Source organism: Agrococcus sp. SGAir0287 (assembly GCF_005484985.1).
Taxonomy (GTDB): Bacteria; Actinomycetota; Actinomycetes; order Actinomycetales; family Microbacteriaceae; genus Agrococcus.
The window spans coordinates 943,620-969,274 of sequence record NZ_CP027942.1 but is presented as its reverse complement, the minus strand read 5'-3'; the positions used below and the strand labels follow the sequence as shown (position 1 = coordinate 969,274).

General features: G+C 73.1%; 32 protein-coding genes and 1 tRNA gene. 15 read left to right on the top strand and 18 right to left on the bottom strand.

Annotated elements, in window-relative coordinates; genetic code table 11:
• Positions 1 to 53 precede the first annotated feature (53 nt).
• The 3 genes from C1N71_RS04570 (at position 54) to C1N71_RS04560 (ending at position 2,000) form a co-directional block, all read left to right on the top strand.
• Positions 54 to 752, top strand: a complete 699-nt coding sequence (locus tag C1N71_RS04570; RefSeq protein WP_137755331.1) for a DsbA family oxidoreductase — start codon at positions 54 to 56, stop codon at positions 750 to 752.
• Between the two features lie 76 nt (positions 753 to 828).
• A complete protein-coding gene (locus C1N71_RS04565; protein ID WP_137755330.1) occupies positions 829 to 1,527 on the top strand; it encodes a nucleotidyltransferase domain-containing protein in 699 nt (232 codons plus the stop codon).
• Positions 1,524 to 2,000, top strand: coding sequence for an AAA family ATPase (locus C1N71_RS04560; protein ID WP_217496035.1), 477 nt, complete (start codon positions 1,524 to 1,526; stop codon positions 1,998 to 2,000). Before C1N71_RS04565 ends, C1N71_RS04560 begins: the two co-directional genes overlap by 4 nt.
• Before the next feature lie 80 nt (positions 2,001 to 2,080).
• Here C1N71_RS04560 and C1N71_RS04555 read toward each other — a convergent pair whose 3' ends face one another.
• Together C1N71_RS04555 and C1N71_RS04550 are read right to left on the bottom strand one after the other, a co-directional pair.
• Entirely contained in the window at positions 2,081 to 2,473 is a 393-nt protein-coding gene (locus C1N71_RS04555) for a PPOX class F420-dependent oxidoreductase (RefSeq protein ID WP_137755329.1), read from the bottom strand.
• Entirely contained in the window at positions 2,470 to 2,868 is a 399-nt protein-coding gene (locus tag C1N71_RS04550; protein WP_137755328.1) for a VOC family protein, read from the bottom strand. Before C1N71_RS04550 ends, C1N71_RS04555 begins: the two co-directional genes overlap by 4 nt.
• Before the next feature lie 99 nt (positions 2,869 to 2,967).
• Here C1N71_RS04550 and C1N71_RS04545 point away from each other — a divergent pair, with 99 nt between their 5' ends.
• From C1N71_RS04545 to C1N71_RS04535, 3 genes are read left to right on the top strand one after another with little or no spacing between them, the layout of a single operon-like run.
• The gene (locus C1N71_RS04545) at positions 2,968 to 3,729 is read left to right on the top strand and encodes a YqjF family protein (RefSeq protein WP_137755327.1); all 762 of its coding nucleotides are present in this window, start codon (positions 2,968 to 2,970) and stop codon (positions 3,727 to 3,729) included.
• Between the two features lie 44 nt (positions 3,730 to 3,773).
• The gene (gene yccX / locus C1N71_RS04540) at positions 3,774 to 4,043 is read left to right on the top strand and encodes an acylphosphatase (protein ID WP_137755326.1); all 270 of its coding nucleotides are present in this window, start codon (positions 3,774 to 3,776) and stop codon (positions 4,041 to 4,043) included.
• Positions 4,044 to 4,060: 17 nt separating this feature from the next.
• On the top strand, positions 4,061 to 5,224 hold the full coding sequence (locus tag C1N71_RS04535; protein WP_137755325.1) for a VOC family protein: 1,164 nt from the start codon (positions 4,061 to 4,063) through the stop codon (positions 5,222 to 5,224).
• 86 nt (positions 5,225 to 5,310) lie between these two features.
• Here the strand turns inward: C1N71_RS04535 and C1N71_RS14895 are convergent, their stop codons facing one another.
• The 7 genes from C1N71_RS14895 to leuC all read right to left on the bottom strand — a co-directional run bounded on the left by C1N71_RS14895 (position 5,311) and on the right by leuC (position 12,290).
• A complete protein-coding gene (locus C1N71_RS14895; protein WP_175414101.1) occupies positions 5,311 to 6,060 on the bottom strand; it encodes a CPBP family glutamic-type intramembrane protease in 750 nt (249 codons plus the stop codon).
• Complete coding sequence (locus tag C1N71_RS14890) at positions 6,057 to 7,145, bottom strand: D-alanine--D-alanine ligase family protein (protein ID WP_175414100.1); 1,089 nt, start codon at positions 7,143 to 7,145, stop codon at positions 6,057 to 6,059. Before C1N71_RS14890 ends, C1N71_RS14895 begins: the two co-directional genes overlap by 4 nt.
• Positions 7,142 to 8,152 (bottom strand): NAD(P)H-dependent glycerol-3-phosphate dehydrogenase, encoded by a 1,011-nt coding sequence (locus C1N71_RS14885; RefSeq protein WP_175414099.1) that lies wholly within the window; start codon positions 8,150 to 8,152, stop codon positions 7,142 to 7,144. Before C1N71_RS14885 ends, C1N71_RS14890 begins: the two co-directional genes overlap by 4 nt.
• Positions 8,145 to 8,885, bottom strand: a complete 741-nt coding sequence (locus C1N71_RS04525; protein WP_137755324.1) for a lysophospholipid acyltransferase family protein — start codon at positions 8,883 to 8,885, stop codon at positions 8,145 to 8,147. Before C1N71_RS04525 ends, C1N71_RS14885 begins: the two co-directional genes overlap by 8 nt.
• Before the next feature lie 2 nt (positions 8,886 to 8,887).
• Positions 8,888 to 10,147 (bottom strand): UDP-N-acetylglucosamine 1-carboxyvinyltransferase, encoded by a 1,260-nt coding sequence (murA, locus tag C1N71_RS04520; protein ID WP_441297172.1) that lies wholly within the window; start codon positions 10,145 to 10,147, stop codon positions 8,888 to 8,890.
• 98 nt (positions 10,148 to 10,245) lie between these two features.
• Positions 10,246 to 10,854, bottom strand: a complete 609-nt coding sequence (gene leuD, locus C1N71_RS04515) for a 3-isopropylmalate dehydratase small subunit (protein WP_137755323.1) — start codon at positions 10,852 to 10,854, stop codon at positions 10,246 to 10,248.
• Positions 10,854 to 12,290: a 3-isopropylmalate dehydratase large subunit gene (gene leuC, locus C1N71_RS04510; protein ID WP_137755322.1), complete on the bottom strand. Its 1,437-nt coding sequence runs from the start codon at positions 12,288 to 12,290 to the stop codon at positions 10,854 to 10,856. Before leuC ends, leuD begins: the two co-directional genes overlap by 1 nt.
• Before the next feature lie 125 nt (positions 12,291 to 12,415).
• Between leuC and C1N71_RS04505 the strand changes: the two genes are divergently transcribed.
• Together C1N71_RS04505 and C1N71_RS04500 are read left to right on the top strand one after the other, a co-directional pair.
• On the top strand, positions 12,416 to 13,084 hold the full coding sequence (locus C1N71_RS04505) for a PH domain-containing protein (RefSeq protein WP_137755321.1): 669 nt from the start codon (positions 12,416 to 12,418) through the stop codon (positions 13,082 to 13,084).
• A 54-nt stretch (positions 13,085 to 13,138) separates the two neighbouring features.
• Entirely contained in the window at positions 13,139 to 14,341 is a 1,203-nt protein-coding gene (locus C1N71_RS04500; RefSeq protein ID WP_137755320.1) for a cobalamin-independent methionine synthase II family protein, read from the top strand.
• 55 nt (positions 14,342 to 14,396) lie between these two features.
• Here the strand turns inward: C1N71_RS04500 and C1N71_RS04495 are convergent, their stop codons facing one another.
• The 5 genes from C1N71_RS04495 to C1N71_RS04475 all read right to left on the bottom strand — a co-directional run bounded on the left by C1N71_RS04495 (position 14,397) and on the right by C1N71_RS04475 (position 17,004).
• Positions 14,397 to 14,774, bottom strand: a complete 378-nt coding sequence (locus C1N71_RS04495) for a TFIIB-type zinc ribbon-containing protein (protein ID WP_137755319.1) — start codon at positions 14,772 to 14,774, stop codon at positions 14,397 to 14,399.
• 75 nt (positions 14,775 to 14,849) lie between these two features.
• The gene (locus tag C1N71_RS04490) at positions 14,850 to 15,566 is read right to left on the bottom strand and encodes an HNH endonuclease (protein WP_175414098.1); all 717 of its coding nucleotides are present in this window, start codon (positions 15,564 to 15,566) and stop codon (positions 14,850 to 14,852) included.
• 119 nt (positions 15,567 to 15,685) lie between these two features.
• Positions 15,686 to 15,761, bottom strand: a tRNA-Glu gene (locus C1N71_RS04485).
• Positions 15,762 to 15,859: 98 nt separating this feature from the next.
• The gene (locus C1N71_RS04480) at positions 15,860 to 16,756 is read right to left on the bottom strand and encodes a diacylglycerol/lipid kinase family protein (protein ID WP_137755317.1); all 897 of its coding nucleotides are present in this window, start codon (positions 16,754 to 16,756) and stop codon (positions 15,860 to 15,862) included.
• A gap of 35 nt (positions 16,757 to 16,791) precedes the next feature.
• Positions 16,792 to 17,004, bottom strand: a complete 213-nt coding sequence (locus tag C1N71_RS04475) for a hypothetical protein (RefSeq protein WP_137755316.1) — start codon at positions 17,002 to 17,004, stop codon at positions 16,792 to 16,794.
• 60 nt (positions 17,005 to 17,064) lie between these two features.
• Between C1N71_RS04475 and C1N71_RS04470 the strand changes: the two genes are divergently transcribed.
• Positions 17,065 to 17,697, top strand: a complete 633-nt coding sequence (locus C1N71_RS04470) for an MBL fold metallo-hydrolase (RefSeq protein ID WP_137755315.1) — start codon at positions 17,065 to 17,067, stop codon at positions 17,695 to 17,697.
• 96 nt (positions 17,698 to 17,793) lie between these two features.
• On the opposite strand, the gene C1N71_RS04465 is transcribed toward C1N71_RS04470, so the two are convergent.
• Positions 17,794 to 18,363, bottom strand: a complete 570-nt coding sequence (locus C1N71_RS04465; protein ID WP_137755314.1) for a dihydrofolate reductase family protein — start codon at positions 18,361 to 18,363, stop codon at positions 17,794 to 17,796.
• A gap of 78 nt (positions 18,364 to 18,441) precedes the next feature.
• Here C1N71_RS04465 and C1N71_RS04460 point away from each other — a divergent pair, with 78 nt between their 5' ends.
• Genes C1N71_RS04460 through C1N71_RS04435 form a run of 6 tightly spaced genes read left to right on the top strand, consistent with a single transcriptional unit; the run spans position 18,442 to position 23,051 of the window.
• Positions 18,442 to 19,017 carry a TetR/AcrR family transcriptional regulator gene (locus C1N71_RS04460; RefSeq protein WP_137755313.1) on the top strand — a complete coding sequence of 192 codons (576 nt, stop codon included), beginning with the start codon at positions 18,442 to 18,444 and terminating at the stop codon, positions 19,015 to 19,017.
• A 37-nt stretch (positions 19,018 to 19,054) separates the two neighbouring features.
• The gene (locus C1N71_RS04455; RefSeq protein WP_137755312.1) at positions 19,055 to 19,750 is read left to right on the top strand and encodes an IclR family transcriptional regulator; all 696 of its coding nucleotides are present in this window, start codon (positions 19,055 to 19,057) and stop codon (positions 19,748 to 19,750) included.
• A 5-nt stretch (positions 19,751 to 19,755) separates the two neighbouring features.
• Positions 19,756 to 20,505, top strand: a complete 750-nt coding sequence (locus C1N71_RS04450; protein WP_175414097.1) for a sulfite exporter TauE/SafE family protein — start codon at positions 19,756 to 19,758, stop codon at positions 20,503 to 20,505.
• Positions 20,506 to 20,555: 50 nt separating this feature from the next.
• Positions 20,556 to 21,038 carry a hypothetical protein gene (locus tag C1N71_RS04445; RefSeq protein WP_137755310.1) on the top strand — a complete coding sequence of 161 codons (483 nt, stop codon included), beginning with the start codon at positions 20,556 to 20,558 and terminating at the stop codon, positions 21,036 to 21,038.
• A gap of 40 nt (positions 21,039 to 21,078) precedes the next feature.
• A complete protein-coding gene (locus C1N71_RS04440; protein WP_137755309.1) occupies positions 21,079 to 22,341 on the top strand; it encodes a DUF1727 domain-containing protein in 1,263 nt (420 codons plus the stop codon).
• Entirely contained in the window at positions 22,338 to 23,051 is a 714-nt protein-coding gene (locus C1N71_RS04435) for a type 1 glutamine amidotransferase (RefSeq protein ID WP_137755308.1), read from the top strand. Before C1N71_RS04440 ends, C1N71_RS04435 begins: the two co-directional genes overlap by 4 nt.
• A gap of 127 nt (positions 23,052 to 23,178) precedes the next feature.
• Here C1N71_RS04435 and C1N71_RS04430 read toward each other — a convergent pair whose 3' ends face one another.
• Genes C1N71_RS04430 through C1N71_RS04420 form a run of 3 tightly spaced genes read right to left on the bottom strand, consistent with a single transcriptional unit; the run spans position 23,179 to position 25,650 of the window.
• Complete coding sequence (locus C1N71_RS04430) at positions 23,179 to 24,216, bottom strand: FUSC family protein (protein WP_137755307.1); 1,038 nt, start codon at positions 24,214 to 24,216, stop codon at positions 23,179 to 23,181.
• Between the two features lie 2 nt (positions 24,217 to 24,218).
• The gene (locus tag C1N71_RS04425; RefSeq protein WP_137755306.1) at positions 24,219 to 25,169 is read right to left on the bottom strand and encodes a succinylglutamate desuccinylase/aspartoacylase family protein; all 951 of its coding nucleotides are present in this window, start codon (positions 25,167 to 25,169) and stop codon (positions 24,219 to 24,221) included.
• Positions 25,162 to 25,650: an ATP-dependent zinc protease family protein gene (locus C1N71_RS04420; protein ID WP_137755305.1), complete on the bottom strand. Its 489-nt coding sequence runs from the start codon at positions 25,648 to 25,650 to the stop codon at positions 25,162 to 25,164. Before C1N71_RS04420 ends, C1N71_RS04425 begins: the two co-directional genes overlap by 8 nt.
• Positions 25,651 to 25,655 lie beyond the last annotated feature (5 nt).

The window sequence follows — 25,655 nt, the reverse complement described above, 5'->3', positions numbered from 1 at the left end:
GGTGTCGACCTCGCCCGGGGAATGGACGGGGCGCGGATGCGTTGGCGTACGGCATGCAGGTGGAGATCTGGTCCGACGTCGCGTGCCCCTGGTGCTACATCGGCAAGCGCCGCTTCGAGGAGGCGCTTGCGCGCTTCGAGCATCGCGACGACGTCGAGGTCACGTACCGCTCGTACCAGCTCGACCCCACGCTGCCCGAGCACTACGACGGCACCGAGGCCGAGTACCTCGCGACTCGCAAGGGCGTGTCGGTCGAGCAGGCGGAGCAGATGTTCGCGCACGTCGCGCAGCAGGCGCGCTCGGTCGGGCTCTCGTACGACTTCGACGCGCTCGTCGTCGCCAACAGCATGCGGGCGCACCAGATCCTGCACCTCGCGAAGGAGTACGGCGTGCAGGCCGAGGTGAAGGAGGCGCTGCTCGCCGCCCACTTCGAGCAGGGTCGCGACATCGGCGACGCGTCGCTGCTCGAGTGCGTCGCCTCGGCGGAGGGCGTGCCGGCCGAGGCCGTGCGCGAGGAGCTCGCGACGGGCTCGCGCATCCCCTCGGTGCAGCAGGACACCGCCGAGGCGCGCGCGCTCGGCATCCAGGGCGTCCCGACCGTCGTACTCGATCGCCGGTACGCGGTGTCGGGCGCGCAGCCGGCCGAGGTCTTCCTCGATGCGCTCACGCAGGCGTACGCCGCGCAGGCGCCGCTGCAGACGGTCGGCGCACCGACCGATGGCGAGGTGTGCGGCCCCGACGGCTGCGCCTGAGCGTCGCGGACCCGGATCGGGAGGCCGCTCGGCGTCGAACGGTGGCACCTGCAGCGGGCGCCCCTAGCCTCGATGCATGCGCACCGGGTACGAGGACCTCATCCACCGCTTCGTCGAGCAGCGGTTCCCCGGCGCGACGTCCGTGATCGTCGCAGGGAGCACCGTGCGCGGCGAGCGCACGGCGACGAGCGACGTGGACCTCCTGCTGCTGGGTCCCGAGGGCTTCCTCGCCGACGGCGCCGACTCGCTCGCCGCCACGTACGCCCACGAGGGCGAGACGATCGAGGTGTTCGCGTACGCGCGTCACGGCTTCGAACGATGGGCGCGACGCGGCGTCGAGGATCGGCGGCCGGTCATCGTGCGGATGCTCCTCGAAGGCCGGGCGCTCGTCGGCGACCGGGACCTGGACGACCTGCGCGAGCGCTGGGCGGAGGTGTCCGAGCGTGGTCCGCAGCCGACGCGGGCCGAGGTCGACGCGCTGCGATACGCGGTGACCGACCTGCTCGACGACCTCCAGGATGCGAGCGACGAGCTCGAGCGCCGCGTGATCGCCGATGCGCTGCTGCGACAGGTCGCCGCGCTCGTCCTCGTGACGAGCCACCGATGGATCGCGACCGGCAAGCACCTGGCCCGCGAGCTGCGGCACTGGGATCCCGAGCGCGCGGCGCGCCTGACCGATCCGTACGTCGCGGGCGATCTCGCCGCGTTCCACGCCGCCGCGTCGACCGAGCTGGACGCCGCGGGCGGGAGGCTGTCGACGGGCTTCGTGCGATGACGCATCGGGCCGTCCTCGTCACCGGCATGTCGGGCACAGGCAAGTCCACCGTGCTGCGCGGGCTCGCCGAGCGCGGGTGCGACGTCGTCGACACCGACGAGCCCGATGCGCACGGGCCGTGGATCGAGGCCGTCGACGGCGAGCCGCTCTGGAGGCTCGACCGCGTCGCCGCGCTGCTCGAGCGGCCGCGCGCGCGTCCGCTCGTCGTGCAGGGCACCGTCGCGAACCAGGGCGCGACGTACGACCGGTTCGACGCCGTCGTGCTGCTGTCGGCGCCGTCGGACGTCATCCTCGCGCGGCTCGCCACGCGCACGACGAACGACTTCGGCAAGTCCGAGGCCGAGCGCGCCCAGGTCCTGCGCGACCTCGCCGAGATCGAGCCGCTGCTGCGCGCCGGCGCCACGCACGAGGTCGACGCGTCGCGTCCGCTCGACGAGGTCGTCGCCGCGGTCCTGGCTGTCGCCGTCGGCTGATGCGTCGTCGAACCCGCACCTGAGCCCCGGCTCGCGCGCAGGATGCACGCGAGGGGTCGCTGACGTGCGGATGCGACGAGTCAGCCCACGCGCACGCGCGTCGGCGTGACCCGCGCGATCATCCGCAGGTGCCCCTCGTCGTCGGGCGGCAGCGGCGCCCCGTCGTACTTGACGGCGAGCCCGGTCGCGAGCGACGACGTCGGATCGTCGACGAGCTCGACCGTGCCGCGCACCTCCAGGAAGTGCTCGGGGTCCGCGCGCGACGTCACGAGCACGCTGACGCGCGGATCGCGGCGGATGTTCTGCGTCTTCCGCAGATGGCGCTTCATCGGGATGAGCAGCGTGTCGCCGTCGCGACCGACCCAGACAGCCGTGACCTGCGGCGAGCCGTCCGGCTCGATCGTCGCGAGGGCCGCGACGTTCGGCTCCTCCAGCAGGTCGGCCGCCTCGTCCGGGATGCTGGGCGCGCTCACGCGGCGCCTTCCGGCTCCGGGATGCGCTCCATGACGGCGATGACGTTGCCGCCAGGATCGGTGGTCCAGGCGATGTCGGGTCCCTGGCCGCGGCCGTGCGCGATGCCCCGCTCGTCCTGCCCGAACCCGTCGTAGCGCACGAACGCGGCGCCCTTCGCGACGAGATCGTCGATCGCAGCGGGCAGGTCGGGCACGACGAGGTTCAGCACCGTGAATCCCGCAGGCTCGTGATCGCCCTTCGGGTAGGCGAGCACGCGCGCGCCGCCGGGCAGGTCGATCCAGAGCATGCCGTGGTCGTCGGTCACGACGAGGCCGAGCACGTCGCGGTAGAACGTCGCCGCCGCGGCGGCGTCGGGCACGGCGAAGCCGCTGAATCCCTCGGTGTAGTCCGGCATGGCCACCTCCTCCTGGTTCGAGCATGGTCAGCGGTGCCGCGCGCCGCAACGGGTTCCGCCGACAGCGAGCGCGAGCGGATGCGATGGCACGATGAGGTCGTGCCCACCCCCGCGCCGCTGCCCGTGAGCATCGCAGCCCCGCCCCTCGGCGGTCCGCGCATCCTCAGCCAGCGGTGGAGCGACGTCGTCTTCGTGCACTGGCGCGTCGACGCGGCGCTCGTGGCACCGCATCTGCCGCCGGGGTGCACGCCAGACGAGCACGACGGCTCGTCCTGGGTGGGCCTCATCGCCTTCCACATGTCGCGCAGCACGTTCCTCGGCGGTCCGCCGGTGCCATGGCTCGGCGACTTCCCCGAGGTCAACGTGCGCCTCTACGCCGTCGACGCCCACGGTCGGCGCTCCGTCGTCTTCGCGAGCCTCGACGCGCAGCACCTCGTGCCCGTGCTCGTCGCACGTGCGGCCTTCGGGCTGCCGTACCGCTGGGCGACGATGCGCACGGGGCGCCGCGGCGAGCTGCTCGCCTATCGCACGCGTCGGCACGGGCAGCCGCACGCGCGCTCGCACCTCATCGTGCGCACGCCTGCGCCGGACGTGGATGCGACGCCCGACGATGCGTCGCTCGCGACGTTCCTCACGGGCCGCTGGGGCTTCCACGAGCGACACCTCGGCCGTACGATCCTGTGCCGCAACGAGCACGAGCCCTGGCCGCTGCGCACCGCCGAGCTCGTGCATCTCGACGACGGGCTGCTCGAGGCCGCCGGGTTCGAGGGCGTCGCGACGCGCACGCCCGAGAGCGTGCTCGTCGCATCGCGGGTCTCGACGAGCTTCACGCTGCCGACCGTGCTCGTCGACGAGCCCTGACCGGCCCCTGCCGCACGTCGGCGAAGGGTCGTAGGGTCGGCTGCATGACGACGGCGGTGGTGGCGACGGTGCACGGCATGGTGCAGGGCGTCGGCTTCCGCTGGGCGGCGCGCGCCGAGGCCGAGCGGCTCGGCGTCGCGGGCAGCGCGCGGAACCTCGTCGACGGCACCGTCGAGGTCGTCGCCGAGGGCGAGCCGGCCGCGGTCGACGCCATGCTCGCCTGGCTGCGGCAGGGACCGCCGTCGGCGACCGTCACGCAGGTCGACGTCGCCGAGCGCTCCCCGCGGGATGCGTCGGGCTTCGCCATCCGCTGAGCACGAGGAGGCCGACGATGGACGACGCATGGCGGAGCATCGGCGATCGGCTGCTGGCGTGGTTCGCGACTCCGTCGCACGCCGCGGGCGCAGCGCTCGTCGAGCGCATCGTGGGCATCGCCGGCCGCGTCGTCGACGTCGACGTCCGAGCGCGCTGCGTGCGCGTCGCGCTCGAGCGCCCCGACGCGTCGCTGGCACCGGCGATCGCCGCGGCGGCCGAGGATCTCGGCCTCGCTCCCGAGCCACGGCGGCTGCAGTCGATCCGGATCGTGCTGGAGTCGCCGGATCCCGAGCACATCGCGCCGTTCTGGGCGCTCGCGCTCGGCTACGAGCGTCGCGGCGACGTGCTCGTCGACCCGTGGCGCAGGGATCCAACGATCGTGCTCGTGCGCGACCACGAGGCGCGTCCGCATCGCGAGCGCATCCACCTCGACGTCGTGCGACCGGCCGCGGCCGTCGCGGCGATCGCGGAGGCCGTCGGCGCGCCGACCGGCCCGTACGGCGTGCGGCACGCCGACGACGACGGCATCGAGGTCGACGCCGTGCCGGGCGACGCGCTCGAGGGCGCTGCGTCGTGGTGGACGCTCTTCGCCGCCGTGGCGCGGTTCGCGACGCCCACGGCCGACGTCGCCGCCCTGGTCGCGAGCGCTGCGGCGCGGCTCGCCGACGCGGCGGGCGAGCGCGTGGGCATCGACGTGCGACCGGGCTCCGTCACGCTCGACGGCGGCAAGGACGCGTGGGAGGGCGACGAAGGCGCCCGCGCCCCGTTCGTCGGCGTCGCCGCCGCGATCGCCGACGCTGCGCTGCGGGCCGGTGCGACCCCCGAGCCCGCAGACCTCCGCTTCGTGCAGCTGGGGCTCGACGCGGTCGACGTACCCGCTGCGCGCGCCGTCTGGCGGGCCGTGCTCGCCGCCGAGGACGATCCGCGTGCGCACGTCACGGACCTCGTCGACCCGCTCGGGCTCGGGCACGTGCTGTTCCTGCAGGACATGGACGCCGACGACCTCGAGCGCCGTGCGCAGCGCCCGCGCGTGCACGTCGAGGTGCTCGTGCCCTCCGACGCGCTCGAGGCGCGGCTCGACGCGGTCGTCGCCGCGGGCGGGCGCGTGCTCGAGCAGGGCGACGGACGCGTCGTCGTCGCCGATGCAGAGGGCGCGCGAGCGACGTTCGTGACCGGCTAGCCTGCCCGAGGCGTGCCTGGCCGGGCACCGTTCGAGGCTCGCTTCGCTCGCACCTCGAGGAGCGATCGGTGCAGCGACCGCGATGCTCAGGCCGATGCGGCCCTCGCCGCACGGCGGCGCTGCGCCGCGCGGAACATGAGCAGCCAGACGACGGCGACCACGACCGAGGCGCCTGCCACCACGAGCGAGCCCGCGCCCTCGAAGCGAGCGGACCCGGCGACGAGCACGAGCCCGACCGACACGAGCGCCTGCACGACGCCCGCGGTGATCCACCGCTGCCACCAGGAGCCGGTGCCGAGGTAGCCGAGCAGCACCGAGAGCGCGACCGACGTCACGAGGGTGGCGACGATGCCGGCCGCGTCGTCGACCTCGAGGCGCCAGGCGGCCCACGCCACGCCGACCGCCAGGCACGCCCACAGCCGCCCGATGCGCGGCTCGAGCAGCGGCTGCAGCGTGCCGCGCCAGCCGAGCTCGAGCGCGAACGCGAGCGGCACGAGCAGCAGCACGGTCGGCAGCACGGACGCCCCCAGCGCCGCACCGGCGAGCGCGTCGCGCCCGAGCAGCACGAGCCCGATGCCGACGAGCGCGAGCAGCACGACAGCCGCGCCGACGCCGAGGATCGTGTGGGCGCGCACCTGCCGCGTCGACACGGGCGCCGGCAGCATGATCGCGAGCGCGCGACGCCCCACGAGCCACGTGATGCCGGCGGCGAGCGCCGGCGCGAGCCACAGCCACGACGGGCTGGCCGTCGAGGCCGTCGGGTCGAGGAGGCGGATGAGCCCGCTTGCGGTGAAGAGCGCGACGACGTACGTCGCCACCGCCCACCAGGGGCTCACCGCTCCTCCGCGAGCCCCAGCTCGACGAGTTCGGTGATGAGGTCGGCGTAGCCGATGCCGGTCGCGCCCCATGCGAGCGGGAACATCGAGATCGTCGTGAAGCCCGGCATGGTGTTGATCTCGTTGACGACGACGCCGTGCTCGTCGGAGACGAAGAAGTCGACGCGCGCGAGTCCCGACCCCTCGATGGCCTCGAAGGCGCGGACGGCCGACTGCTGCACCGCCGCGAGCGTCCGCTCGTCGAGGTCGGCCGGGCAGACGACCCTCGCGCGCTCCGGGTCGACGTACTTCGCGTCGAAGTCGTAGAACTCGCCGGGTCGCAGCACGATCTCGCCGGGCAGCGACGCGCGCGGCATCGCGCCGTCGCGGCCCTGCAGCACGGCGACCTCGACCTCGCGGCCGGGGCATCCGGCCTCGATGAGCACGCGCGAGTCCTCGGCGAACGCCTCGCGCATCGCCCCGTCGAGATCGATGAGCGACGCGACGCGCGAGACGCCGACGCTCGATCCGGCGCGGGCGGGCTTCACGAACAGCGGCAGCGTGAGGTCGCCCAACCGCGTGCGGATCGCCTCGGGATCCGCCTCCCACTCGCGGCGCTGCACGGTGATCCACGGCGCGACGGTGATGCCCGCGTGCGCGAGCACGGTCTTCGTGAAGTGCTTGTCCATGCCGACGGCGCTCGCGAGCACGCCGTTGCCGACGTAGGGGATGCCGGCGAGCTCGAGCATGCCCTGCACCGTGCCGTCCTCGCCGAAGCGGCCGTGGAGGATGGGGAAGGCGACGTCGATCTCGCCGAGCGAGCGGCGCGCGCCGGACGCGTCGATCGCCGTCAGCTCGCGCGTGCGCGTCGTGTCGGGCAGCAGCACGCGGTCGCCGTCGCCGACCTCGGGCATGCGCTCGAGCGTCATCGAGGCCGGATCGTCGGGCTGCAGCACGAGGGCGCCGGAGCGCGTGATGCCGATGGGCACGACGTCGAAGCGGTCGCGGTCGATGTGCGCCAGCACGCTGCCGGCGGTGGCGCACGAGATCACGTGCTCGCTCGAGCGCCCGCCGAACAGCAGGGCGACGCGGATGCGGTCGGTCACGAGAGCATCTCCAGGGTGGGTTCGGCATCGTCGGTCGTGAGGTGCGGGGCGATGTCGCGCGGGTCCATCGCCTCGTCGATGACGAGGCGGACCTGCTCGAGGATGGGCATCGGGATGCCGCGGGCGGCGGCGAGCTCGGCGACGGGCGCGATCGACGACAGCCCCTCGGCGACCTGGTTCATGCGCGCGACGACGTCCTGCCGCGAATAGCCGAGGCCGAGCAGGCGGCCGGCGGTGAAGTTGCGCGACAGCGGCGACGCGCATGTGGCGATGAGGTCGCCGAGTCCGGCGAGGCCCTGCATGGTCTCGGGCTTCGCGCCATGCGCGACCGCGAACGCCGTCACCTCGGCGAGGCCGCGCGTGATGATCGACGCCTTCGTGTTCTCGCCGTAGCCGACGCCGTCGACGATGCCGATCGCGACGGCGACGAGGTTCTTCAGCACCCCGCCGAACTCGGTGCCGATGACGTCGTCGTTCACGAACGAGTGGAAGTAGTCGTTGCGGGCGACGCGCGCGACGGCCATGGCCGCGTCGAGGTCGCTGCACGAGACGACGGCGGCGGTCGGCTGCTCCTGCGCGATCTCGAGCGCGAGGTTGGGGCCGGAGACGACCGCGACGCGCTCGGGGCCGACGTGCGCCGCCTCGGCGACGACCTCGCTCATGCGCAGGCGCGTGCCCGCCTCGACGCCCTTCATGAGGCTCACGAGCGGCGCGTCGGTCGGCAGCACGGGGAGCAGATCGGTGAGGGTCGCGCGCAGCTGCTGGCTCGGCACGGCGAGGTAGACCTGCTGCGCCCCCGCGACCGCCGCCGCGGCATCCGACGTCGCCGTGAGCGCATCCGGCAGCGTGATGCCGGGCAGGTAGCGCGTGTTGCGGCGCGACTCGGCGATCTCGCGCGCCGCCTCGGGGCGCCTGGCCCACATCGTGACGCGGTTGCCGCCGTCGGCGAGCACCTTCGCGAACGTCGTGCCCCAGGAGCCGGCGCCGAGCACGGCGACGTCAGCCATCGAACCGCCCCGTCTCGTCCTGCCCGCGCTTCGCGGGATCCCAGCGCTCGGCGGGCGCCGTCTCGCCGCGCAGCTCCTCGAGCAGGTCGGTGATCGACTGCATGACCGCGTCGGTCGCTCGCAGCAGCGTCGCCTGGTCCATCGCTCCCCCACGGTACGCGGCGAGGTCGACGGGCTCGCCGAAGACGACGTCGATGCGCTTGCGCGGGATGGGGCGGATGCCGCGCGCGTAGCGCGGCATGAGCCGCTGCGCGCCCCAGTGGGCGACCGGGATGAGCGGCACGTCCGCCTGCAGCGCCATGCGCACGGCGCCCGTCTTGCCGCGCATGGGCCACAGGTCCGGATCGCGCGTGAGCGTGCCCTCGGGGTAGATGATGACGGCGAGGCGCTGCTCGACGAGCGCGCGCGCCGCCGCCATGGGGTCCGCGCCGCGCACGATGCCGCCGCGGTCGACGGGGATCTGCCCCGTGCCGCGCATGATGGCGCCGAGGCCGGGCACGCGGAAGAGGCTCTCCTTCGCCATGAACCGCGGCACGCGGCCCGCCTTCCACAGCGCCACCGCGGTCACGAGCGGGTCGATCTCGCTCATGTGGTTCGGCGCCATGACGAACGCGCCGTCCTGCGGCACACGGTCGGCGTGGTGCAGCCGGATGTCTGCCATCGCCGCCATCGAGGGCAGCACGACGCCGGCGAGCGCCCGGAAGAGCGGCGTGCGCTCGCTGCGGCGGGGCATCGTCATCCGTCGACGTCGAAGTCGGCTCCGAGCACCTGCAGCTTCTCGATGAAGCGCTCGTAGCCGCGCGCGATGATCCCGACGTTCGAGATCCGCGACTCGCCCTCGGCGGTGAGCGCCGCCACGAGGTGGCTGAAGCCGCCGCGCAGGTCGGGCACGACGATGTCGGCGCCGTGCAGCGTCGCGGGGCCCGCGATGACGGCGGAGTGCTCGTAGTTGCGCTGGCCGAAGCGGCACGCGTGGCTGCCGAGGCACTCCGTGTGGATCTGGATCGTCGCGCCCATGTCGACGAGGGCCTCCGTGAAGCCGAACCGCTGCTCGTAGACCGTCTCGTGCACGATCGAGATGCCCTTGGCCTTCGCGAGCGCGACGACGAGCGGCTGCTGCCAGTCGGTCATGAAGCCGGGGTGCACGTCGGTCTCGACGACGACGGGCTTGAGGTCGCCGCCCGGGTGCCAGAAGCGGATGCCGTCGTCGGAGATCTCGAACGCGCCGCCCACCTTGCGGTAGACGTTGAGGAACGTCGTCATCTCCTGCTGCCGCGCGCCGCCGACGAAGATGTCGCCGCCGGTCGCGAGGGCCGCGCAGGCCCACGAGGCGGCCTCGTTGCGGTCGAAGAGCGCCGTGTGGCTGTAGCCGACGAGACGCTCGACGCCCTCGATGCGGATCGTGCGGTCGGTGTCGACCTGGATCTCGGCGCCCATCTTCTGCAGGATCGCGATGAGGTCGAGGATCTCGGGCTCGACGGCCGCGTTCGACAGCTCCGTGCGCCCCTTCGCGAGCGTCGCCGTGAGCAGCACCTGCTCGGTGGCGCCGACCGACGGGTACGGCAGGCGCACCTTGGCGCCGTGCAGGCCGTCGGGCGCCGTCATGCGGATGCCCGTGGGCAGCTTGTCGACGACGGCGCCGAAGTTGCGCAGCACGTCGAGGTGGTAGTCGATCGGGCGATCGCCGATGTGGCAGCCGCCGAGGTCGGGGATGAACGCCTCGCCGAGGCGGTGCAGCAGCGGCCCGCAGAAGAGGATCGGGATCCGGCTCGATCCGGCGTGCGCGTTGATCGACGTCTCGTGGGCGCTCTCGACGTTCACGGGGTCGAGGCGCATGGTGTCGCCGATCGACTCGACGATGACGCCGTGGATCTCGAGCAGGCCCCGCACGACGCGCACGTCGCTGATCTCCGGCACGGAGCGCAGCTCGGAGGGGGTGTCGGCGAGCAGCGCGGCGACCATCGCCTTCGTGACGAGGTTCTTCGCGCCCTTCATCTCGATGCGTCCGTTCAGCGGCTTGCCGCCGCGGACGGTGAGGGCGTCGACGTCGAGCCCGATGGCCCTGGCCGAGGTGGCGGACAGCTGGTCGGCGTTCACTGGGTTCCCGTCTGCACCGGCAGCGTCCTCGGCATCCAGGAGGGACGGGAGGCCTCGAAGGCGGTGATCCGCTCCTCGTCGCGCAAGGTGAGCGCGATGTCGTCGAGGCCCTCGAGGAGGCGCCAGCGCGTGTAGTCGTCGATCTCGAAGTCGATCGTCTCGTCGGCGATCGTCACCGTACGGGCAACCAGATCGACGGTGGTCTGCATTCCCGGACTCGCCTCGGCCGCCGCCCACAGGCGCTCGACCGCCTCCTCCGGGATCACGCCCGTGAGCAGGCCCTGCTTGCCGGCGTTGCCGCGGAAGATCTCGCCGAAGCGCGGGCTGAGCACGGCGGTGATGCCGAAGTCGCGCAGCGCCCACACGGCGTGCTCGCGGCTCGAGCCCGTGCCGAAGTCCGCACCGGTGACGAGGATGCCGCCGTGCCGGTAGGGCTCCTGGTTCAGCACGAACGACGGGTCCTGGCGCCAATGGTGGAAGAGGGCGTCGTCGTAGCCCGTCTTCGTGACGCGCTTGAGGAAGACGGCCGGGATGATCTGGTCGGTGTCGGTGTTCGACGACCGCAGCGGGATGATCGGGCCGGTCAGCTGTGCGATCTTCTCCATCAGGCCATCGCCTCCTCGTGCTGTCGCGCATCCATCTCGAGGTCCCACGGGCTCGAGAGCGTGCCGCGGATCGCGGTCGCCGCCGCGACGAGCGGCGAGACGAGGTGCGTGCGACCGCCCTTGCCCTGCCTGCCCTCGAAGTTGCGGTTCGACGTGGATGCGCAGCGCTCGCCGGGCGCGAGCTGGTCGGGGTTCATGCCGAGGCACATCGAGCAGCCGGCGAAGCGCCACTCGGCGCCGAAGTCGGTGAAGACCTTGTCGAGGCCCTCGGCCTCCGCCTCGAGGCGCACGCGCGCCGAGCCGGGCACGACCATGACGCGCAGGCCCTCGGCCTTGCGCTTGCCGCGCAGGATCGCGGCGGCGGCGCGCAGGTCCTCCATGCGGGAGTTCGTGCACGAGCCGATGAAGACGGTGTCGACCTTCACGTCCTTGAGGGGCGTGCCGGGCGCGAGGTCCATGTAGGCGAGCGCCTTCTCGGCCGCCGCGCGGTCGACGGGGTCGGAGAACGACGCCGGGTCGGGCACCGTCTCCGACAGCGGCGATCCTTGGCCGGGGTTCGTGCCCCACGTCACGAACGGCTCGAGCTCGTTCGCGTCGATGACGACCTCGGCGTCGAAGACGGCGTCGTCGTCGGTCGGCAGCGTCTTCCAGTACGCGACGGCGGCATCCCAGTCGGCGCCCTTCGGGGCGTGGTCGCGGCCCTGGATGTAGTCGAACGTCGTCTGGTCGGGGGCGACCATGCCCGCGCGAGCGCCGGCCTCGATCGACATGTTGCAGATCGTCATGCGGCCCTCGATGGAGAGCGAGCGGATCGCGGAGCCGCGGTACTCGAAGACGTAGCCGGCGCCGCCACCGGTGCCGATCTGGGCGATGACGGCGAGGATGATGTCCTTCGCCGTGACGCCGGGTCGCAGCTCGCCCTCGACCGTGATCGCCATGGTCTTGAACGGCTTGAGCGGCAGCGTCTGCGTCGCCATGACGTGCTCGACCTCGCTCGTGCCGATGCCGAACGCCATCGCGCCGAACGCGCCGTGCGTCGAGGTGTGGGAGTCGCCGCAGACGACGGTGATGCCCGGCATCGTGAGGCCCAGCTGGGGGCCGACGATGTGGACGATGCCCTGCTCCTTGTCGCCGAGCGAGTGGAGGCGCACGCCGAACTCGGCCGCGTTCTCGCGCAGCGTCGAGATCTGCTTCGCGCTCGTCGGGTCCTGGATGGGCTTGTCGATCGCGAGCGTCGGCGTGTTGTGGTCCTCGGTCGCGACCGTGAGGTCGACGCGCCGCAGCGGGCGCCCGGCCTGACGGAGGCCGTCGAACGCCTGCGGGCTCGTCACCTCGTGCACGAGGTGGAGGTCGATGTAGATGAGGTCGGGCGAGCCGTCCTCCCCCTTGACGACGACGTGGTCGTCCCAGACCTTCTCGGCCAGCGTCCTGCCCATCGACACCCTCCTCTGCTCCAGTCGGCCAGTCTACGCCCGGGGTCGTTCGGGCCCTCCCGGCGTCGCCCCGCCCTCGACGACGCGCCTCCCAGGATCCTCATGCGGGCGGCGGCGAGGATGAGGGCATGCTCCCTCCCCAGCCGCCGCAGCACCCGCAGGGCGCCGCTTCGCAGGCGCCCGCCGCGCGATCCGCCGCCCCGCCACCGCCTGCGCACCCATCCCATCCGGCCGCGCAGCCGTCGCAGCTCGCCGACGCGCTCGTCGTCCGCACCGATCGTGCGGCCATCGACCGCGTGCACCTGCCGATCCTCATCGTCTCCGCCGTGCTGCTCGCGCTGTGCCTCGCGATGATGATGCTGCTCGTCGGGTGGGCCGCCGACGGGCTCTCGCTCTCGACGCCGGTCCTCTCGATGCTGCCCTTCGTGCTGGTCGCGATCAGCTCGTCGCTCCAGATCGGCACGCAGGCGTACCTGTGGGGCGCGCGGCGCTCGATCGACGAGGTCGTCGTCGCCGACGACGCCGGTCTACGGGTGCAGACGATCTCCGGTCGCGTGCACGTGCCGTGGGACGGGGTGCTCGCGGCCCGCATCCAGGGCAGCGGCAGACGCCGTCGTCTCACGCTGCGGCTCGCGATGGCGTCGGCGATCCGGTCGGACCTCTCGCCCCGCGAGCGCGCCCGCGTCGAGCGTCGCGGCATCATGATCGGCGGCGTCGGCCTCGTGCCGGGCCTCGAGGCCGTCGCGGCGGCGATCGCCCACGGCACGCGTGGTCGGGTGCAGGCGACCGAGGGCTGACTCGGAGCGACGCATCCTGGCGCGCGGTCCCGTGCCGATGCGAGGCTGGCGACGATGACCGAGATCCTCACGACCCACGCGGGCTCGCTGCCGCGCACGCCCGCCCTCCTCGCCGCGAACGCCGCACGCCGCGTCGCCGACGACGGCTTCACGCTCGAGCGGTCCGACGAGCACGACGCCCTCGTGGCCGCCGCGGTCGCCGACGTCGTCGTGCGCCAGCGCGACGCCGGCATCCGCATCGTGAACGACGGCGAGTACGGCAAGGCCATGTCGACGGCGGTCGACTACGGCGCCTGGTGGTCGTACGCGTTCCAGCGGGTCGCGGGCCTGTCGCTCACCGACGACGACGTCTACCGGTCCGGCCACACGCCCTCGGCCCCCGGCGACATCCGCCTCACGTCCTTCCCGCACCGCCGCGATCGCGTGCTGTTCCCGGGCGCGTACGGCGACCCCGACGGGGTGCTCGCCGGTCGTCGGGCCGTGCGCTTCCCCGCGACGACCGGGCCGCTCGCGTACGTCGGGCAGGATGCCGTCGCGGCCGACGCGCGGAACCTGCGCGCGGCGATCGACGCCGCCGGCGTCGAGGAGGGCTTCCTCACCGCGCTCTCCCCCGGCTCCGGCGCCCGCGTCGCGAACGAGCACTACGCGAGCGACGAGGAGCATGTGTGGGCCTGGGCCGAGGTGCTGCGCGAGGAGTACCTCGCGATCGTCGACGCCGGGCTCACGGTGCAGGTCGACGACCCGTCGCTCGCCGAGAGCTGGGATCAGATCTCGCCCGAGCCGACCGTCGCCGACTACCGCGCGTGGCTGCAGGTTCGGGTGGATGCGCTCCGGCATGCGCTGCGCGGCATCCCGCCGGAGCGCGTGCGGCTGCACGTGTGCTGGGGCTCGTGGCACGGTCCGCACGTCACCGACATCGGCCTCGAGCACATCGTCGACCAGGTGCTGGAGGTCGGCGCAGGGGCCATCTCGTTCGAGGCGGCGAACGTCCGGCACGAGCACGAGTGGCGCGTGTGGCAGGACGTCGCCCTGCCCGAGCACGTGCGGCTGCTGCCCGGCGTGGTGAGCCACGCGACGAACGTCGTCGAGCATCCGCGACTCGTCGCCGACCGCATCGAGCGGCTCGCCGGCATCGTCGGCCCTGAGCGCGTCGTCGCGTCCACGGACTGCGGCCTCGGCGGCCGCGTGCATCCCGAGATCGCGTGGGCGAAGCTCGCGGCGATCGGCGACGGCGCCGCCCTCGCCTCGAAGCGTTGAGGTTCTCGGCCCGATGCGAGGTCGCATCGGGCCGAATTCCTCGACGCTCGCGAGGTCAGCGCAGGATGTCGCCGAGCCAGCTGCGGCGGCCCTGCTGCTGGCCGTAGCCCTGCGAGCCATGGCGCTGGCCACCGGAGCGCTGCTGCACCTGCTTCAGCACCTGATCCGCGACCTTGCCGACCATCGCGGCGGTGCCGGACTGCTGGCCCTGGCCGGACTGGCCGTAGCCCTGCTGGCCCGGCTGGCCGTAGCCCTGCTGGCCCGGCTGGCCGTGCACCGGCTGCGGAGGCATCGGCTCGGCGTACGAGCGCTCGATGAGCTTGTCGAGCTCGCCGCGGTCCAGCCAGATGCCGCGGCAGTCGGGGCAGTAGTCGATCTCGATGCCGCTGCGCTCGCTCATGACGAGCGTCGCGCCGTCCGTGGGGCACTGCATGGGCGTCTCCTCGTGCGGTCGTGCGACCGATCGGTCGCGTCGTCCATCACGATGCCCAGCGCGCCCATGCGCGACCTATGGCGCCGACCGACTCGCGACCTCAGCATGCATAATCGCTCGGAGCGAGTCCGGCGTGATCCAGTCCCCGCGATGACACATGCGGTGACAGTTGGCGCAAAGAAGTGCCAGTTCGTCGAGATGCGTCCGCGTGGCTCCGGTCACATGTAGCGGGTGCCGGTGGTGCACTTCGATGTATCCCTTTCCACGGCTGCCATAGCGTTCACCGAAGTCGAAGCTGCAGACCTCACAGGCGATCGGGAGACCTGACGCCTCAACTGCATCGAGCTTCCGAGAACGCAACTTGGGATCGCGTTCGCGACGACGCCCTACGAACTCCACCAGTCCGCCCTCGTCGCCGTAGTCGTCGGCATCGCCGACAGACATCGGAAGTTCCTCCCCCTCCTCGAGCAGCCGCCGAATCATGCTCGCTCGTTGCTGCATACCCGTGGGATCCTGCTCGAACTGCACGATGACAATCCTGTCGAGACGGTTCCCGCGCGTGGCCTTGCCTTGGTAGCCGGGCCGAGCCGTCTCTAGATCGGCAGTCTTGCGCTGGATGCTTGCCACTGAACGGAAGTTCGCCGGCAGGTCGGCGCCCGCATGCAACGCTCCGCGTCGGAGCAAAGCGGAGAGCGCCTTCGCTTCCTTCGAATTGCTCCTAACGGACTTCCAACCGTTGCGACTGACAACGTCAGCGGCGAGCACGATTTCGTCGTAGATCCAGTCGACCATGTTGCCCTCCTCACGGCGCGGGACTGTGACGATCCTCATGCTCAATCTTCGCCGCTTGACCTGAGTTCCCGTAGGCACGACGAAGGCCCGGGCGTGGAAGCCCGGGCCTTCGATGTCGTTGGTGACCCCAGCGGGATTCGAACCCGCGTTACCGCCGTGAGAGGGCGACGTACTAGGCCGCTATACGATGGGGCCGCATTGCAACCTGACAAGGATGCCACACGGCTCGCGCACGATGCAAAACGAGGCATGTCGCCCGGTCGGGACGGCGTGTCGGCTCCGTCCGCACGGTCTCAGCGCGGCGTGCCGAACACGCGCAGCGCGCCAGCGGCGACGCTGCACTCGATCGGCAGCCGACCGACGATCTCGCCGTCGGCGCACGCGAGCACGGCGGCGTCGTCGCACGCGATGGCGACGGTGCCGATGTCCTCGACGTGGACGCGCGGGTCGGCGAGGTGTCGCCCCCGCAGCGCCTTCGCGAGCAGGCCGAGGAACTGCGGCCTGGTGAGCTCGTCGGCGAGGATGCCCGTGAGGCGACCGTCGGTCGTCGACGCCGTCGGCGCGATGGGGATGCCGCCGCCGAAGACGCGGTGGTTGGCGATCGCCGCGATGACGGTGCGCCAGGTGCGCTCCTCGCCGCCGTCGATGCGGATGCGGAAGGTGCGGTGCGTGAGGTTCGCGAGCGTCGCGAGGATCGCCGCCTGGTAGCGCATCCGCGCCGGGACGCGCGTCATGCGGAACGACCGCACGTTGACGTCGGCGTCGAAGCCGACGGAGACGATGCCCGCCGCGAACGTCTCGCCGTCGGGGTGGCGGATGCGGATGAGGTCGCACCGCTGCGGCTCCGTCGAGAGCAGTGCGGGGAGCCCTGCGATCGCCTCGTCGACCCCGGGCATCCCGATCTCCGTGGCGAAGTCGTTGCCGCTGCCCGCCGGCACGACCGCGAGCGGCGTCGACGTGCCGCCGACGGCGTTGACGCCGAGATGCACCATGCCGTCGCCGCCGACGACCACGAGCGCGTCGGCCTTCGCGGCCGACGCGCGCGCCGCCCGCTGCAGCGCCGCGAAGTCCGGCGCGGTGCGATGCACGACCTCGTGCCCGGCGGCGCGCAGCGCCTGCACGACGCGCTCGCCGACGGGCCCGGACCGACCGAAGCGGGCCTGCGGGTTGGAGGCGACGACCACGTGCACGTCGGCAGCCTACGGTCGCGTGCGCGTGCGCCTGCTCATTCGCGGAACCACAGCACGTGGGTGCAGCCGCGGCAGGTAGCCATGAACAGGACGAGCGTCTCGGCGAAGATGCCCCAGAACGTGCTCGAGACGCCGTCGCGGAACGGCTCGATGCGCTCCCACGAGAAGTCCTGCGCGCCGCACAGCGGGCAGCGGAGGACGGCTCGGTCGAGGGCCGGTGGATGCGTCGCTGCGGCGTCGTCGGTCATGGGCGCCAGCATCCTCGCGCCGGCTGGAAGCACGCCTCGCGCGGGCGTACGGTGTGCGCCATGGAGATCACGAAGCACGTGCACGCCTGCCTCGTCCTGCGCAAGGGCGACGAGGCGCTCGTCGTCGACCCCGGGATGCTGACGCCCGACTTCGACGTCGACGGCCTCGTCGGCATCGTCGTGACCCACGAGCACGCCGACCACTGGACGCCCGAGCATCTGCGACGCCTGCAGGATGCGTCGGGCGGCGTGCCGATCGTCGCGCCGGCGGGGGTCGCGGCCGCCGCATCCGACTTCGACGTCGACGTCGTCGGCCCCGGCGACGAGCGCACGCTCGGGTCGTTCGCGCTGCGCTTCTTCGGCGGTCGCCACGCCGAGATCCACTCGTCGATCCCGCTCGTGGACAACGTCGGCGTCATGGTCGACGACGCGCTCTACTACCCGGGTGACTCCTTCGCGGTGCCGGACCGCCCCGTCGAGCTGCTCGCGACACCCTGCGGGGCGCCGTGGCTGAAGATCGGGGAGGCCATGGACTTCGTGCTCGATGTGGCTCCTCGACGCACGTTCGCGACCCACGAGCAGCCGATCTCGAGCTTCGGCCGCCAGATGGCTGACGACCGCATCCGCTGGGCCGTCGAGCAGGGCGGCGGCGAGCACCACGTCGTCGAGCCCGGCACCGTGCTCACGGTCTGACGCCCCTCCCCGCCGATTGGTCGCCTCTGACGCTCGATTGGGCAGCAGTGGTCGACGACACGCCGCACAGCGAGCCACTCCTGCCCAATCGACGGCTCAGCGGGCTCGCACGAGCTCGAGGATCGTCACGCCCGAGTCGAACGCACGCACGGCCACGCGCTCGAACGCCGTCGGATCGTAGGGGGCGTCGCCGAGGAGGCGGATGCCGGAGCCGAACGCGATCGGGTTGACCTTGAGCACGAGGCGGTCGATCTCGGGCAGGAGGGCGCCGGCCAGCTCGCCGCCGCCGGCGAGCCAGATGCCCGTGCCCGACTCGCGCTTGAGCGCGCGCACGGTCGCGATCGGGTCGTCCGTGGTCTCGATCGCCGCATCCACGTCGCGCTCGCGTCGGGTCGCGACGACCTGGCGCAGGTGCGGATACGGGCTCGCGACGCCGATCGCGAGCGCGGGCTCGAGCGTGCGCCAGCCCATGACGACCGTGTCGAAGCGCGAGCGTTCCGGGCGCACGCCGAGCGCCCGCTGCGCGTGGATCGGCAGCGTGTCGGCGTAGTCGTCCACGACCGCGGCCATGTGGTCGCCCGAGACCGGGAAGGCGTCGAACGCGCCGTCGGGGCTCGCGATGCAGCCGTCGAGGCTCGTCGCGACGAGGTAGGTGAGCTCGCGCACGCTGCGACTCCATTCACGATGGGTGTCGTGGTCGCGTCGAGACTACGACGGATGTCGTGGATACGCTACCGTCGACCCGTGGCACGGAACGATGGTCGGCGACGTGCGCTCGGCGACGCGGGGCTCGCGATCCTCGCGCGAGAGGGGGCCCGCGGCCTCACGCATCGGGCCGTCGACGCAGAGGCGGACGTCCCCGTCGGCACGACCTCCAACTACTGCCGGAGCCGCGCGCAGCTCGTGGCGCTGCTCGTCGCGCGCATCGGCGAGCGCCTCGCACCCGACCCGGACGTGCAGGCCGCGCTCGCCGCACGCGCCCCCGATCGAGATCGCTTCGCCGCGCACGTCCGCGAGATCGTCGCACGCCTCACCGCATCCCGCGAGACGACCCTCGCACTGCTCGAGCTGCGCCTGGAGGCCGCCCGTCGGCCCGAGGTCGCGGAGGCGCTGGGCGGATGGATGCGAGACGGCTTCGCCGGCGACGTCGCGTTCAACGCCGCGGCGGGCCTGCCCGGCGGGGCGTTCGAGATCGCGCTGCTGCACTATGCGATCGACGGCCTCATGCTCGACCGGCTCACGACGTCCATCGATCCGGGCATCGACGTCGACGCCGCCGTCGACGCGCTCGTCGATCGGCTGCTGCCCGAATCCCCGTGACGTTCGATATGCGAACGCTGCGTCCTATGCTCGTCACATGGCCGAGCAGCTCGCAGGAGCCCAGACCCTCTCGCGCGGGCTGCGCGCGCTCGAGATCCTCGCCGAGCGGTCGCCGCTGACGATCCAGCAGCTGAGCGAGGAGCTCGGCGTGCACCGATCGATCGCGTACCGCATCGTGCGCACGCTCGAGGCGCATCGGCTCGTCGTGCGCGACGCGGGCGGTCGGCTCGAGCTCGGCGCGCAGCTCGCGGTGCTCGCGCAGTCCGTCGACCGCGACCTGCGCGGCGCGGCGCTCCCCCACCTCACCGCGCTCGCACAGGCGACGGGATGCACGGCATTCGTGGCGGTGCAGGACGGCGACGACGTCGTGACGCTCGTGAGCGTGGAGTCGCGCGGCGCCCGCGCCTCGGTGGCGCAGCGGCCCGGCACCCGGCATCCGCTCGCCCTCGGCGCACCCGGCATCGCGCTGCAGACGATGCTGTCGCAGCCCGAGTGGGCGGCCCTCGGCCACGACGACGCCATGCGCGCGGAGGTCGCGCTCGCCGCCGAGCGCGGGTTCGCGACGAGCTCCGACGAGGTCGTGCCGGGGCTCTCGGGCGTCGCCGCCCCCATCCGGCATCCGCTGCCGCCGCGCGCCGCCGTCGGCGTGGTCACGGTCGGCGCCGCCGACCTCGACGCGCTCGGCGCAGCCTCCGCCGAGGCTGCGCGCGCCATCGCGGCGGACCTCGGCTGACGCTCGTGGAGTGGACGTTCCTCGTCGCGCTCGTCGCGCTCGCCATCGGCGCGCTCGCGCAGCGCACGGTCGGCATGGGCTTCGGCCTCGTCGTGACGCCGACGATGGTGCTCGCCGTCGGGCCGATCGAGGCCGTGCTCGTCGTCAACGCCTTCGGCGTCGTCACGTGCGCCATGATCATCGGTCGCGTCTGGCGCGACGTCGACTGGCGCGGCCTCGCGTGGCTCGTGCTGCCTGCGATCGCGCTCACGATCCCGGGCATCCTGCTCGCGCAGGCCGCGGACGCCGACGTGCTCAAGGTCGCCGTCGGCGTGCTCGCCCTCGTGGGCGTCGCGGTCTCGGCCGGCTTCGCCTCGACCGAGCGCGCCCTCGACGGCGCGCCCCTGCGCCTCGGCACCGGCGCGCTCGTCGGGGTGCTGAACTCGAGCGTCGGCCTCGGCGCGCCCGTCATCGGCATGTTCGCGATCCTGTCGCGCTGGGACCACCGGGTCTTCGCCGCGACGATGCAGCCGTTCTGGATCCTGCTGAGCCTCTCGACGGTGATCGCGCGCCAGGTCGTCGCGCCGGGCGGCGCCCCGCCGTGGTCGTGGTGGATGTGGCTCGTCGCGGTCGTGCCCGTGCTGCTCGGCGTCGTCGTCGGCGAGCGCGTCGCCGCGCGCATCGACCAGCGCACCGCACGTCGCGCGGTCATCGCGTTCTCGCTGCTGTCCGGCATCGCCGTGCTCGTGACGGGCATCGTCGGGCTCGTCGCCTGACGCTCGACGCACCCAGCGCGCGTGCGCGGGCCGCTGCTAGCGTCGGCGCCGTGGGCGTGGATCTGGCGGTCGTAGTGGTGCGGGATGCGCGCGTCGCCGACCTCGCGCCGCTCGGATACCGCCCCACTGGCGCGGCCATCGGCGGCGACGTCGCCGCCTCGTCGCGCGCGGACCTCTCCGCGCTGCAGCACGGTCGCAACGTCGTGCTGCTCGACGCCGGATACGCGTGGATCGACGTGGGCGAGCGGGTCGCGGCAGCGCTCGGCCGACCGGTGGCGACGGCCCTCTTCGGCGGCACGAGCGACACGTGGCTGTTCCAGCTCGACGTGCCCGGTCGACCGCAGCGTCGCATCGTCTGGAGCCAGGGTCGGATCGCCGACGAGACCGGCGCTCCTCTGCCGGAGGAGACGGCGGGGCCGCTCGACGAGGCACGGCTGGGCACGTTGCTCGCGCGCGTCACCGGCTTCCCCGGCGACCTCGACTGGCTGCGGGCGTCGTGGCAGCCGCTCACCTTCCCCGAGCCCGCCGCGTGACGACGGCGGGTGCGCCGCGCCCCTCGTAGACTCGAGCACCATGGCGATGCTCCCCGTGGTGACCGGCAAGCTCGCCCTCGCGGGCCTGAGACTGCTCGGCCGCAGCGGCAACGCCCTGCCGGGTCTCGTCGTCGAGCGCCTGTTCCCGCGCTACCTCGCGCGGACGCTCGCGGCGCTGCCGCACGGCGTGGTCGTCGTGTCCGGCACGAACGGCAAGACCACGACCACGAAGATGGTCGCCGAGATCCTCCGGCAGCGCTTCCGCGTCCTCACGAACGACACGGGCTCGAACTTCGTGCGCGGCACGATCGGCGCCGCCGTGTCGTCGTCGACGTGGACCGGGCGGCTCGACGCCGACGTGGCCGTGTTCGAGCTCGACGAGGCGCACGCCGTGCGGTTCGTCGAGCGCTACCGCCCCGAGCGCGTGCTGCTGCTCAACGTCATGCGCGACCAGCTCGACCGGTTCGGCGAGATCGATCACACCGCTCGGCTGCTGCAGCGAGTCGCGAGCGCCGCGACCGTCGCCGTCGGCCTCAACCGCGACGACGCCCGCATCGCCGCCATCGCCTCCGCTATCGACGCGCAGCCCGTCTGGTACCAGGTCGCCGAGGAGCTGCGGCACCTCTTCCCCACCGATGAGGAGCTGTACGGCGGTGGCTCGCGTGCGGCCCGCGCCTCCGACGGCGCCGCCGCAGAGCTCGTCGCGTGGGACGCCGAGGGCACGACCATCCGCATCGGCGAGACGCAGCAGACGTTCCCGCTGCGCGCGTCCGGCGCCCACAATGCGCAGAACGCGACGGCTGCCGCCGCGATCGCGAGCACGTTCGACCTCTCCCCCGACGACATCTTCCAGGGCCTCCGCGCCGTCGAGCCCGCATTCGGTCGCGGGCAGTCGTTCGAGATCGACGGGCGCGACGTCTCGCTGCACCTCGTGAAGAACCCCGCGGGCTTCCGGCAGTCGCTCGCCGCCGCCCGCGTCGAGGATCCCGCCCGCATCTGCATCGTCATCAACGACGACGACGCCGACGGCCGCGACGTGTCGTGGCTGTGGGACGTCGACTTCACCGGCCTCGCCGACGGCGTCCCGGTGTCGACGGCCGGCGTCCGCGCCGCCGACATGGCGGTGCGCCTGCGCTACGACGGCGTCGAGGCGGCCGCGGTCGACGCCGCGCTCGCGCCGGCCGTCGACCGCGCGCTGACCGCGACGCGTCCGGGCGAGCGCCTGCTGATCTTCTCGACCTACACCGCGATGTGGGGGCTGCACCGGCACCTCGTCGCCCGCGCGAAGGAGGTGCGCGCATGAGGCCGCTGCGCATCGTGCACCTGTATCCGCACGAGATGAACATCTACGGCGACACCGGCAACGTCGTCGTGCTGCGGAGGCGGCTCGAGTGGCGCGATCTGCCCGTCGAGATCGTGCCCGTCGGGGTCGGCGACGACCTGCCCGGCGACGTGGACCTCATCCTCGGCGGCGGCGGTCAGGATGCGGCGCAGGGCGAGATCGGCGAGGACTTCCAGCGACGCGGGCCCGAGCTGCGCGCCGCGGCCGCCGACGGCGTCGTCATGCTGGCGATCTGCGGCGCGTACCAGCTGCTCGGCCACGAGTTCAACACCTCCGCCGGCACGCGCATCCCGGGCGTCGGCGTGCTCGACGTCGTCACGAACGGCTCCGGCACCCGGCTCATCGGCAACCACGCCGTCGACTCCGAGTGGGGTCGGCTCGTCGGCTACGAGAACCACTCGGGACTCACGACCCTCGGCGGCGAGGCGACGCCGCTCGCGCGCACCGTGCCCGGCCGCGGCAACGACGGCAAGGACGGGACGGAGGGCTGCGTGCAGGGCAACGTGTTCGGCACCTACCTGCACGGCCCGGTGCTCGCGAAGAGCCCGCGCTTCGCGGACGAGCTGCTCCGCCGAGCGCTGACGCGCCGCGGCGACTCGGGCGACCTCGCCCCGCTCGACGACGCGCTCGCGCTGCAGGCCGCGGAGGTCGCGGCGAAGCGACCGCGCTGACGCTCAGCCCGGCCGACCCGGTCCGCCGTGATCCTCGCGACCGTCGCCGAGTGGGCGCCAGTGGCTCGCGCATCGGCGTGTCGCGAGCCACTCGCGCCCACTCGAGCGTCGGGAATGACCCCTCGGGTCAGGACGGGCGGCGCCAGGGGCGGATCGTCACGATCGCGACCGCTGCGACGGCCACGCCGAGCACCGTCTCGACGAGCCGCGACAGCAGCAGTCCGTCGATGGGCACCGGCGCGGCGAGATGCACGAGCAGCAGCGCGAGTGGCGTGATCGCGACGAGCCCGACCGCGTAGTTCCAGCCGATCACGAGCTCGATGACGAGCTGCAGCACGACGACGACCGCGATCGTCGCGACGGGCGACAGGCTCGCCGACAGCAGCAGCCAGGCGACGCCGAGGCCGAGCGCGGTGCCGACGACGCGCTGGATGCCGCGCGCGAGCTGGCCGTGCGCATGCGGCACCGCGAAGGCGACGGAGGCGGCGAGCATCGCCCAGTACGGATGGTCGGCGCCCGGCAGCCTGCCGACGGCGAGCGTCGCGAGCAGCCCCGCCACCACGACTGCGACGACGGCCCGGGCGACCTGCCAGCGCAGCATCGGATCGCGCGGTGGCGCGGGCGGAGCCGGCGCCCTGGTGGGCAGCACGACCTGCTCGAGGGCGCCGAGCGCGACCGCGAGCGCAGCCGTCGACGCCGCGACGACGGGCACGAGCGGCACGTCGGCGAGTGCGAACGGCACGGCCGAGCACGCACCGGCAGCGAAGACGAGGAAGAACGGCCCGGGCGGCCGCCAGCCCTGCGCATCCGACGCCCATGTCGCGAGCCCGGCGACGACGCCGACGAGCGCGATCGCGAGCCAGGTGCGCCACGGCATCTGGCCGACGAGGGCGCCGAGCGCGGCCGTCGTCGTGAGCAGCGCGCCCATCCACGCCTGCATGCGCCACCGCGTCGGCGTCGGCCGCCGGCCGCCGTAGATCGACGCGAAGGCGCCGAACGCCGCCGCGATGCCGAGGTCGAGCCGATCGAGCGCCAGCAGCACGCCGAGCGCGACGGCGAGCACCGTCGCACCGCGGATCGCGACACGGTGCGCGCCGGGCGCAGGCGCGACGCGCACGCTCTCGCCGAGGACGCCGCGCGCGTGATGCAGCGGCCCGCGCGCCACGGTCACTCCCCCGGCGTCGCGACGTGCACGAGCGCGTCGCCGGCATGGACGATCGGCGCGCGCGTCAGCCCGACGACGATGCCGTCGCGATCGGCGCGCACGATGCGTCCGTTGCTGCCGAACGCATCCGCGATCCGGCCGAGGCGCTGGCCGTCCTCGACCTGCGCGCCCAGGTCGACCTCCATCTGCAGGATGCCGGAGCCGCGGGCGCGCACCCAGGCGCTCGACCAGCAGGCGATCGGTGGCTCGTCGTCGGTCGACTCCGCGTCGAGCATGTCGAGGGCGGCGAGCACGCGCAGCACGCCGGCGACGCCGGCCGCGATGGGCTCGGCGTCGAAGCGCATGGCCTCGCCCGCCTCGAAGAGCAGCACCTTCGCGCCCGCCTCGCGCGCCGCCTGCCGCAGCGAGCCGTCGCGCAGCCGCGCGTGGAGCATGACGGGCGCGCCGAACGCCTCCGCGAGCCGGCGCGTCTCGGCATCCTCGAGGTCGGCGCGGATCTGCGGGAGGTTCGCGCGCCGCGCCGATGCCGTGTGCAGGTCGATGCCGACGTCGCACTTCGCGACGACCTCGGTCATGAGCAGGTGGGCGATGCGACTCGCGAGCGAGCCGCGCGCCGAGCCGGGGAACGAGCGGTTGAGGTCGCGGCCGTCGGGCAGGTACCGCTCGCCGGCCATGAAGCCGAGCACGTTGACGACGGGGACCGCGAGCAGCGTGCCCCGCAGCGTCCTCGGCGACACGGCGGAGAGCACCTGGCGCACGACCTCGACGCCGAGCACCTCGTCGCCGTGGATCGCCGCGTCGACCCACACCGTCGGGCCGGGCTCGCGGCCGTGCACGACGAGCACGGGCAGCCCCGCGTCGCCGCCGGTCACGAGCCGCGTGATCGGCAGCTCGACCTCCTGCCGCTGACCGGCCCGGACGCGCACGGTGCCGATCGCGAACGACTCACGCATCGCCGCGGCCCCGGTTGCGCGCACGCACGTCGCGCGACGGACGGCCGCCGAGGTACGAGCGCGACGCGTCGACGAGGAACCCCTGGCGCAGCGCCTCGCGGCCCACGAGCATGCGGAAGCCCATCTCGTCGCGGCGCGTGAGCGTCATCTCCGTCGCGATCGTGCGGTCGAGCAGGTGCAGCTCGGCGAGGATCACGATGCGCTCCTGCTCGGTGCCGTTCGACGAGCGCACGACGCGACGATCGTGCACGGGCACGTCGACGTGCACCGAGTCGGCCGTCGACCGCTGCCACGGATGGATCGCGAAGCGCACCCGCTCGACGCCGTCGACGACGTGCTCGTCCAGGTCGAAGGCGTGCAGCGCCGACGAGCGCGCGCCCGTGTCGAGCTTCGCCTTGACGTGCTCGATGCCGAACGCCGGCAGGCCCACCCACTCGCGCCAGCCGGCCGCGACGGGGCTGGCAGGATGGTCGGCGGTCATGCGTC

Bases quoted from the DNA above. Each gene is read 5' to 3' on its own strand.
- C1N71_RS04570 (WP_137755331.1), top strand. From the start codon at position 54: ATGCAGGTGGAGATCTGGTCCGACGTCGCGTGCCCCTGGTGCTACATC.
- C1N71_RS04565 (WP_137755330.1), top strand. From the start codon at position 829: ATGCGCACCGGGTACGAGGACCTCATCCACCGCTTCGTCGAGCAGCGG.
- C1N71_RS04560 (WP_217496035.1), top strand. From the start codon at position 1,524: ATGACGCATCGGGCCGTCCTCGTCACCGGCATGTCGGGCACAGGCAAG.
- C1N71_RS04550 (WP_137755328.1), bottom strand. From the start codon at position 2,868: ATGCCGGACTACACCGAGGGATTCAGCGGCTTCGCCGTGCCCGACGCC.
- yccX (WP_137755326.1), top strand. From the start codon at position 3,774: ATGACGACGGCGGTGGTGGCGACGGTGCACGGCATGGTGCAGGGCGTC.
- C1N71_RS04535 (WP_137755325.1), top strand. From the start codon at position 4,061: ATGGACGACGCATGGCGGAGCATCGGCGATCGGCTGCTGGCGTGGTTC.
- C1N71_RS14885 (WP_175414099.1), bottom strand. From the start codon at position 8,152: ATGGCTGACGTCGCCGTGCTCGGCGCCGGCTCCTGGGGCACGACGTTC.
- C1N71_RS04525 (WP_137755324.1), bottom strand. From the start codon at position 8,885: ATGCCCCGCCGCAGCGAGCGCACGCCGCTCTTCCGGGCGCTCGCCGGC.
- murA (WP_441297172.1), bottom strand. From the start codon at position 10,147: ATGAAGGGCGCGAAGAACCTCGTCACGAAGGCGATGGTCGCCGCGCTG.
- leuD (WP_137755323.1), bottom strand. From the start codon at position 10,854: ATGGAGAAGATCGCACAGCTGACCGGCCCGATCATCCCGCTGCGGTCG.
- leuC (WP_137755322.1), bottom strand. From the start codon at position 12,290: ATGGGCAGGACGCTGGCCGAGAAGGTCTGGGACGACCACGTCGTCGTC.
- C1N71_RS04505 (WP_137755321.1), top strand. From the start codon at position 12,416: ATGCTCCCTCCCCAGCCGCCGCAGCACCCGCAGGGCGCCGCTTCGCAG.
- C1N71_RS04500 (WP_137755320.1), top strand. From the start codon at position 13,139: ATGACCGAGATCCTCACGACCCACGCGGGCTCGCTGCCGCGCACGCCC.
- C1N71_RS04495 (WP_137755319.1), bottom strand. From the start codon at position 14,774: ATGCAGTGCCCCACGGACGGCGCGACGCTCGTCATGAGCGAGCGCAGC.
- C1N71_RS04490 (WP_175414098.1), bottom strand. From the start codon at position 15,566: ATGGTCGACTGGATCTACGACGAAATCGTGCTCGCCGCTGACGTTGTC.
- C1N71_RS04475 (WP_137755316.1), bottom strand. From the start codon at position 17,004: ATGACCGACGACGCCGCAGCGACGCATCCACCGGCCCTCGACCGAGCC.
- C1N71_RS04470 (WP_137755315.1), top strand. From the start codon at position 17,065: ATGGAGATCACGAAGCACGTGCACGCCTGCCTCGTCCTGCGCAAGGGC.
- C1N71_RS04455 (WP_137755312.1), top strand. From the start codon at position 19,055: ATGGCCGAGCAGCTCGCAGGAGCCCAGACCCTCTCGCGCGGGCTGCGC.
- C1N71_RS04440 (WP_137755309.1), top strand. From the start codon at position 21,079: ATGGCGATGCTCCCCGTGGTGACCGGCAAGCTCGCCCTCGCGGGCCTG.
- C1N71_RS04435 (WP_137755308.1), top strand. From the start codon at position 22,338: ATGAGGCCGCTGCGCATCGTGCACCTGTATCCGCACGAGATGAACATC.
- C1N71_RS04425 (WP_137755306.1), bottom strand. From the start codon at position 25,169: ATGCGTGAGTCGTTCGCGATCGGCACCGTGCGCGTCCGGGCCGGTCAG.
- C1N71_RS04420 (WP_137755305.1), bottom strand. From the start codon at position 25,650: ATGACCGCCGACCATCCTGCCAGCCCCGTCGCGGCCGGCTGGCGCGAG.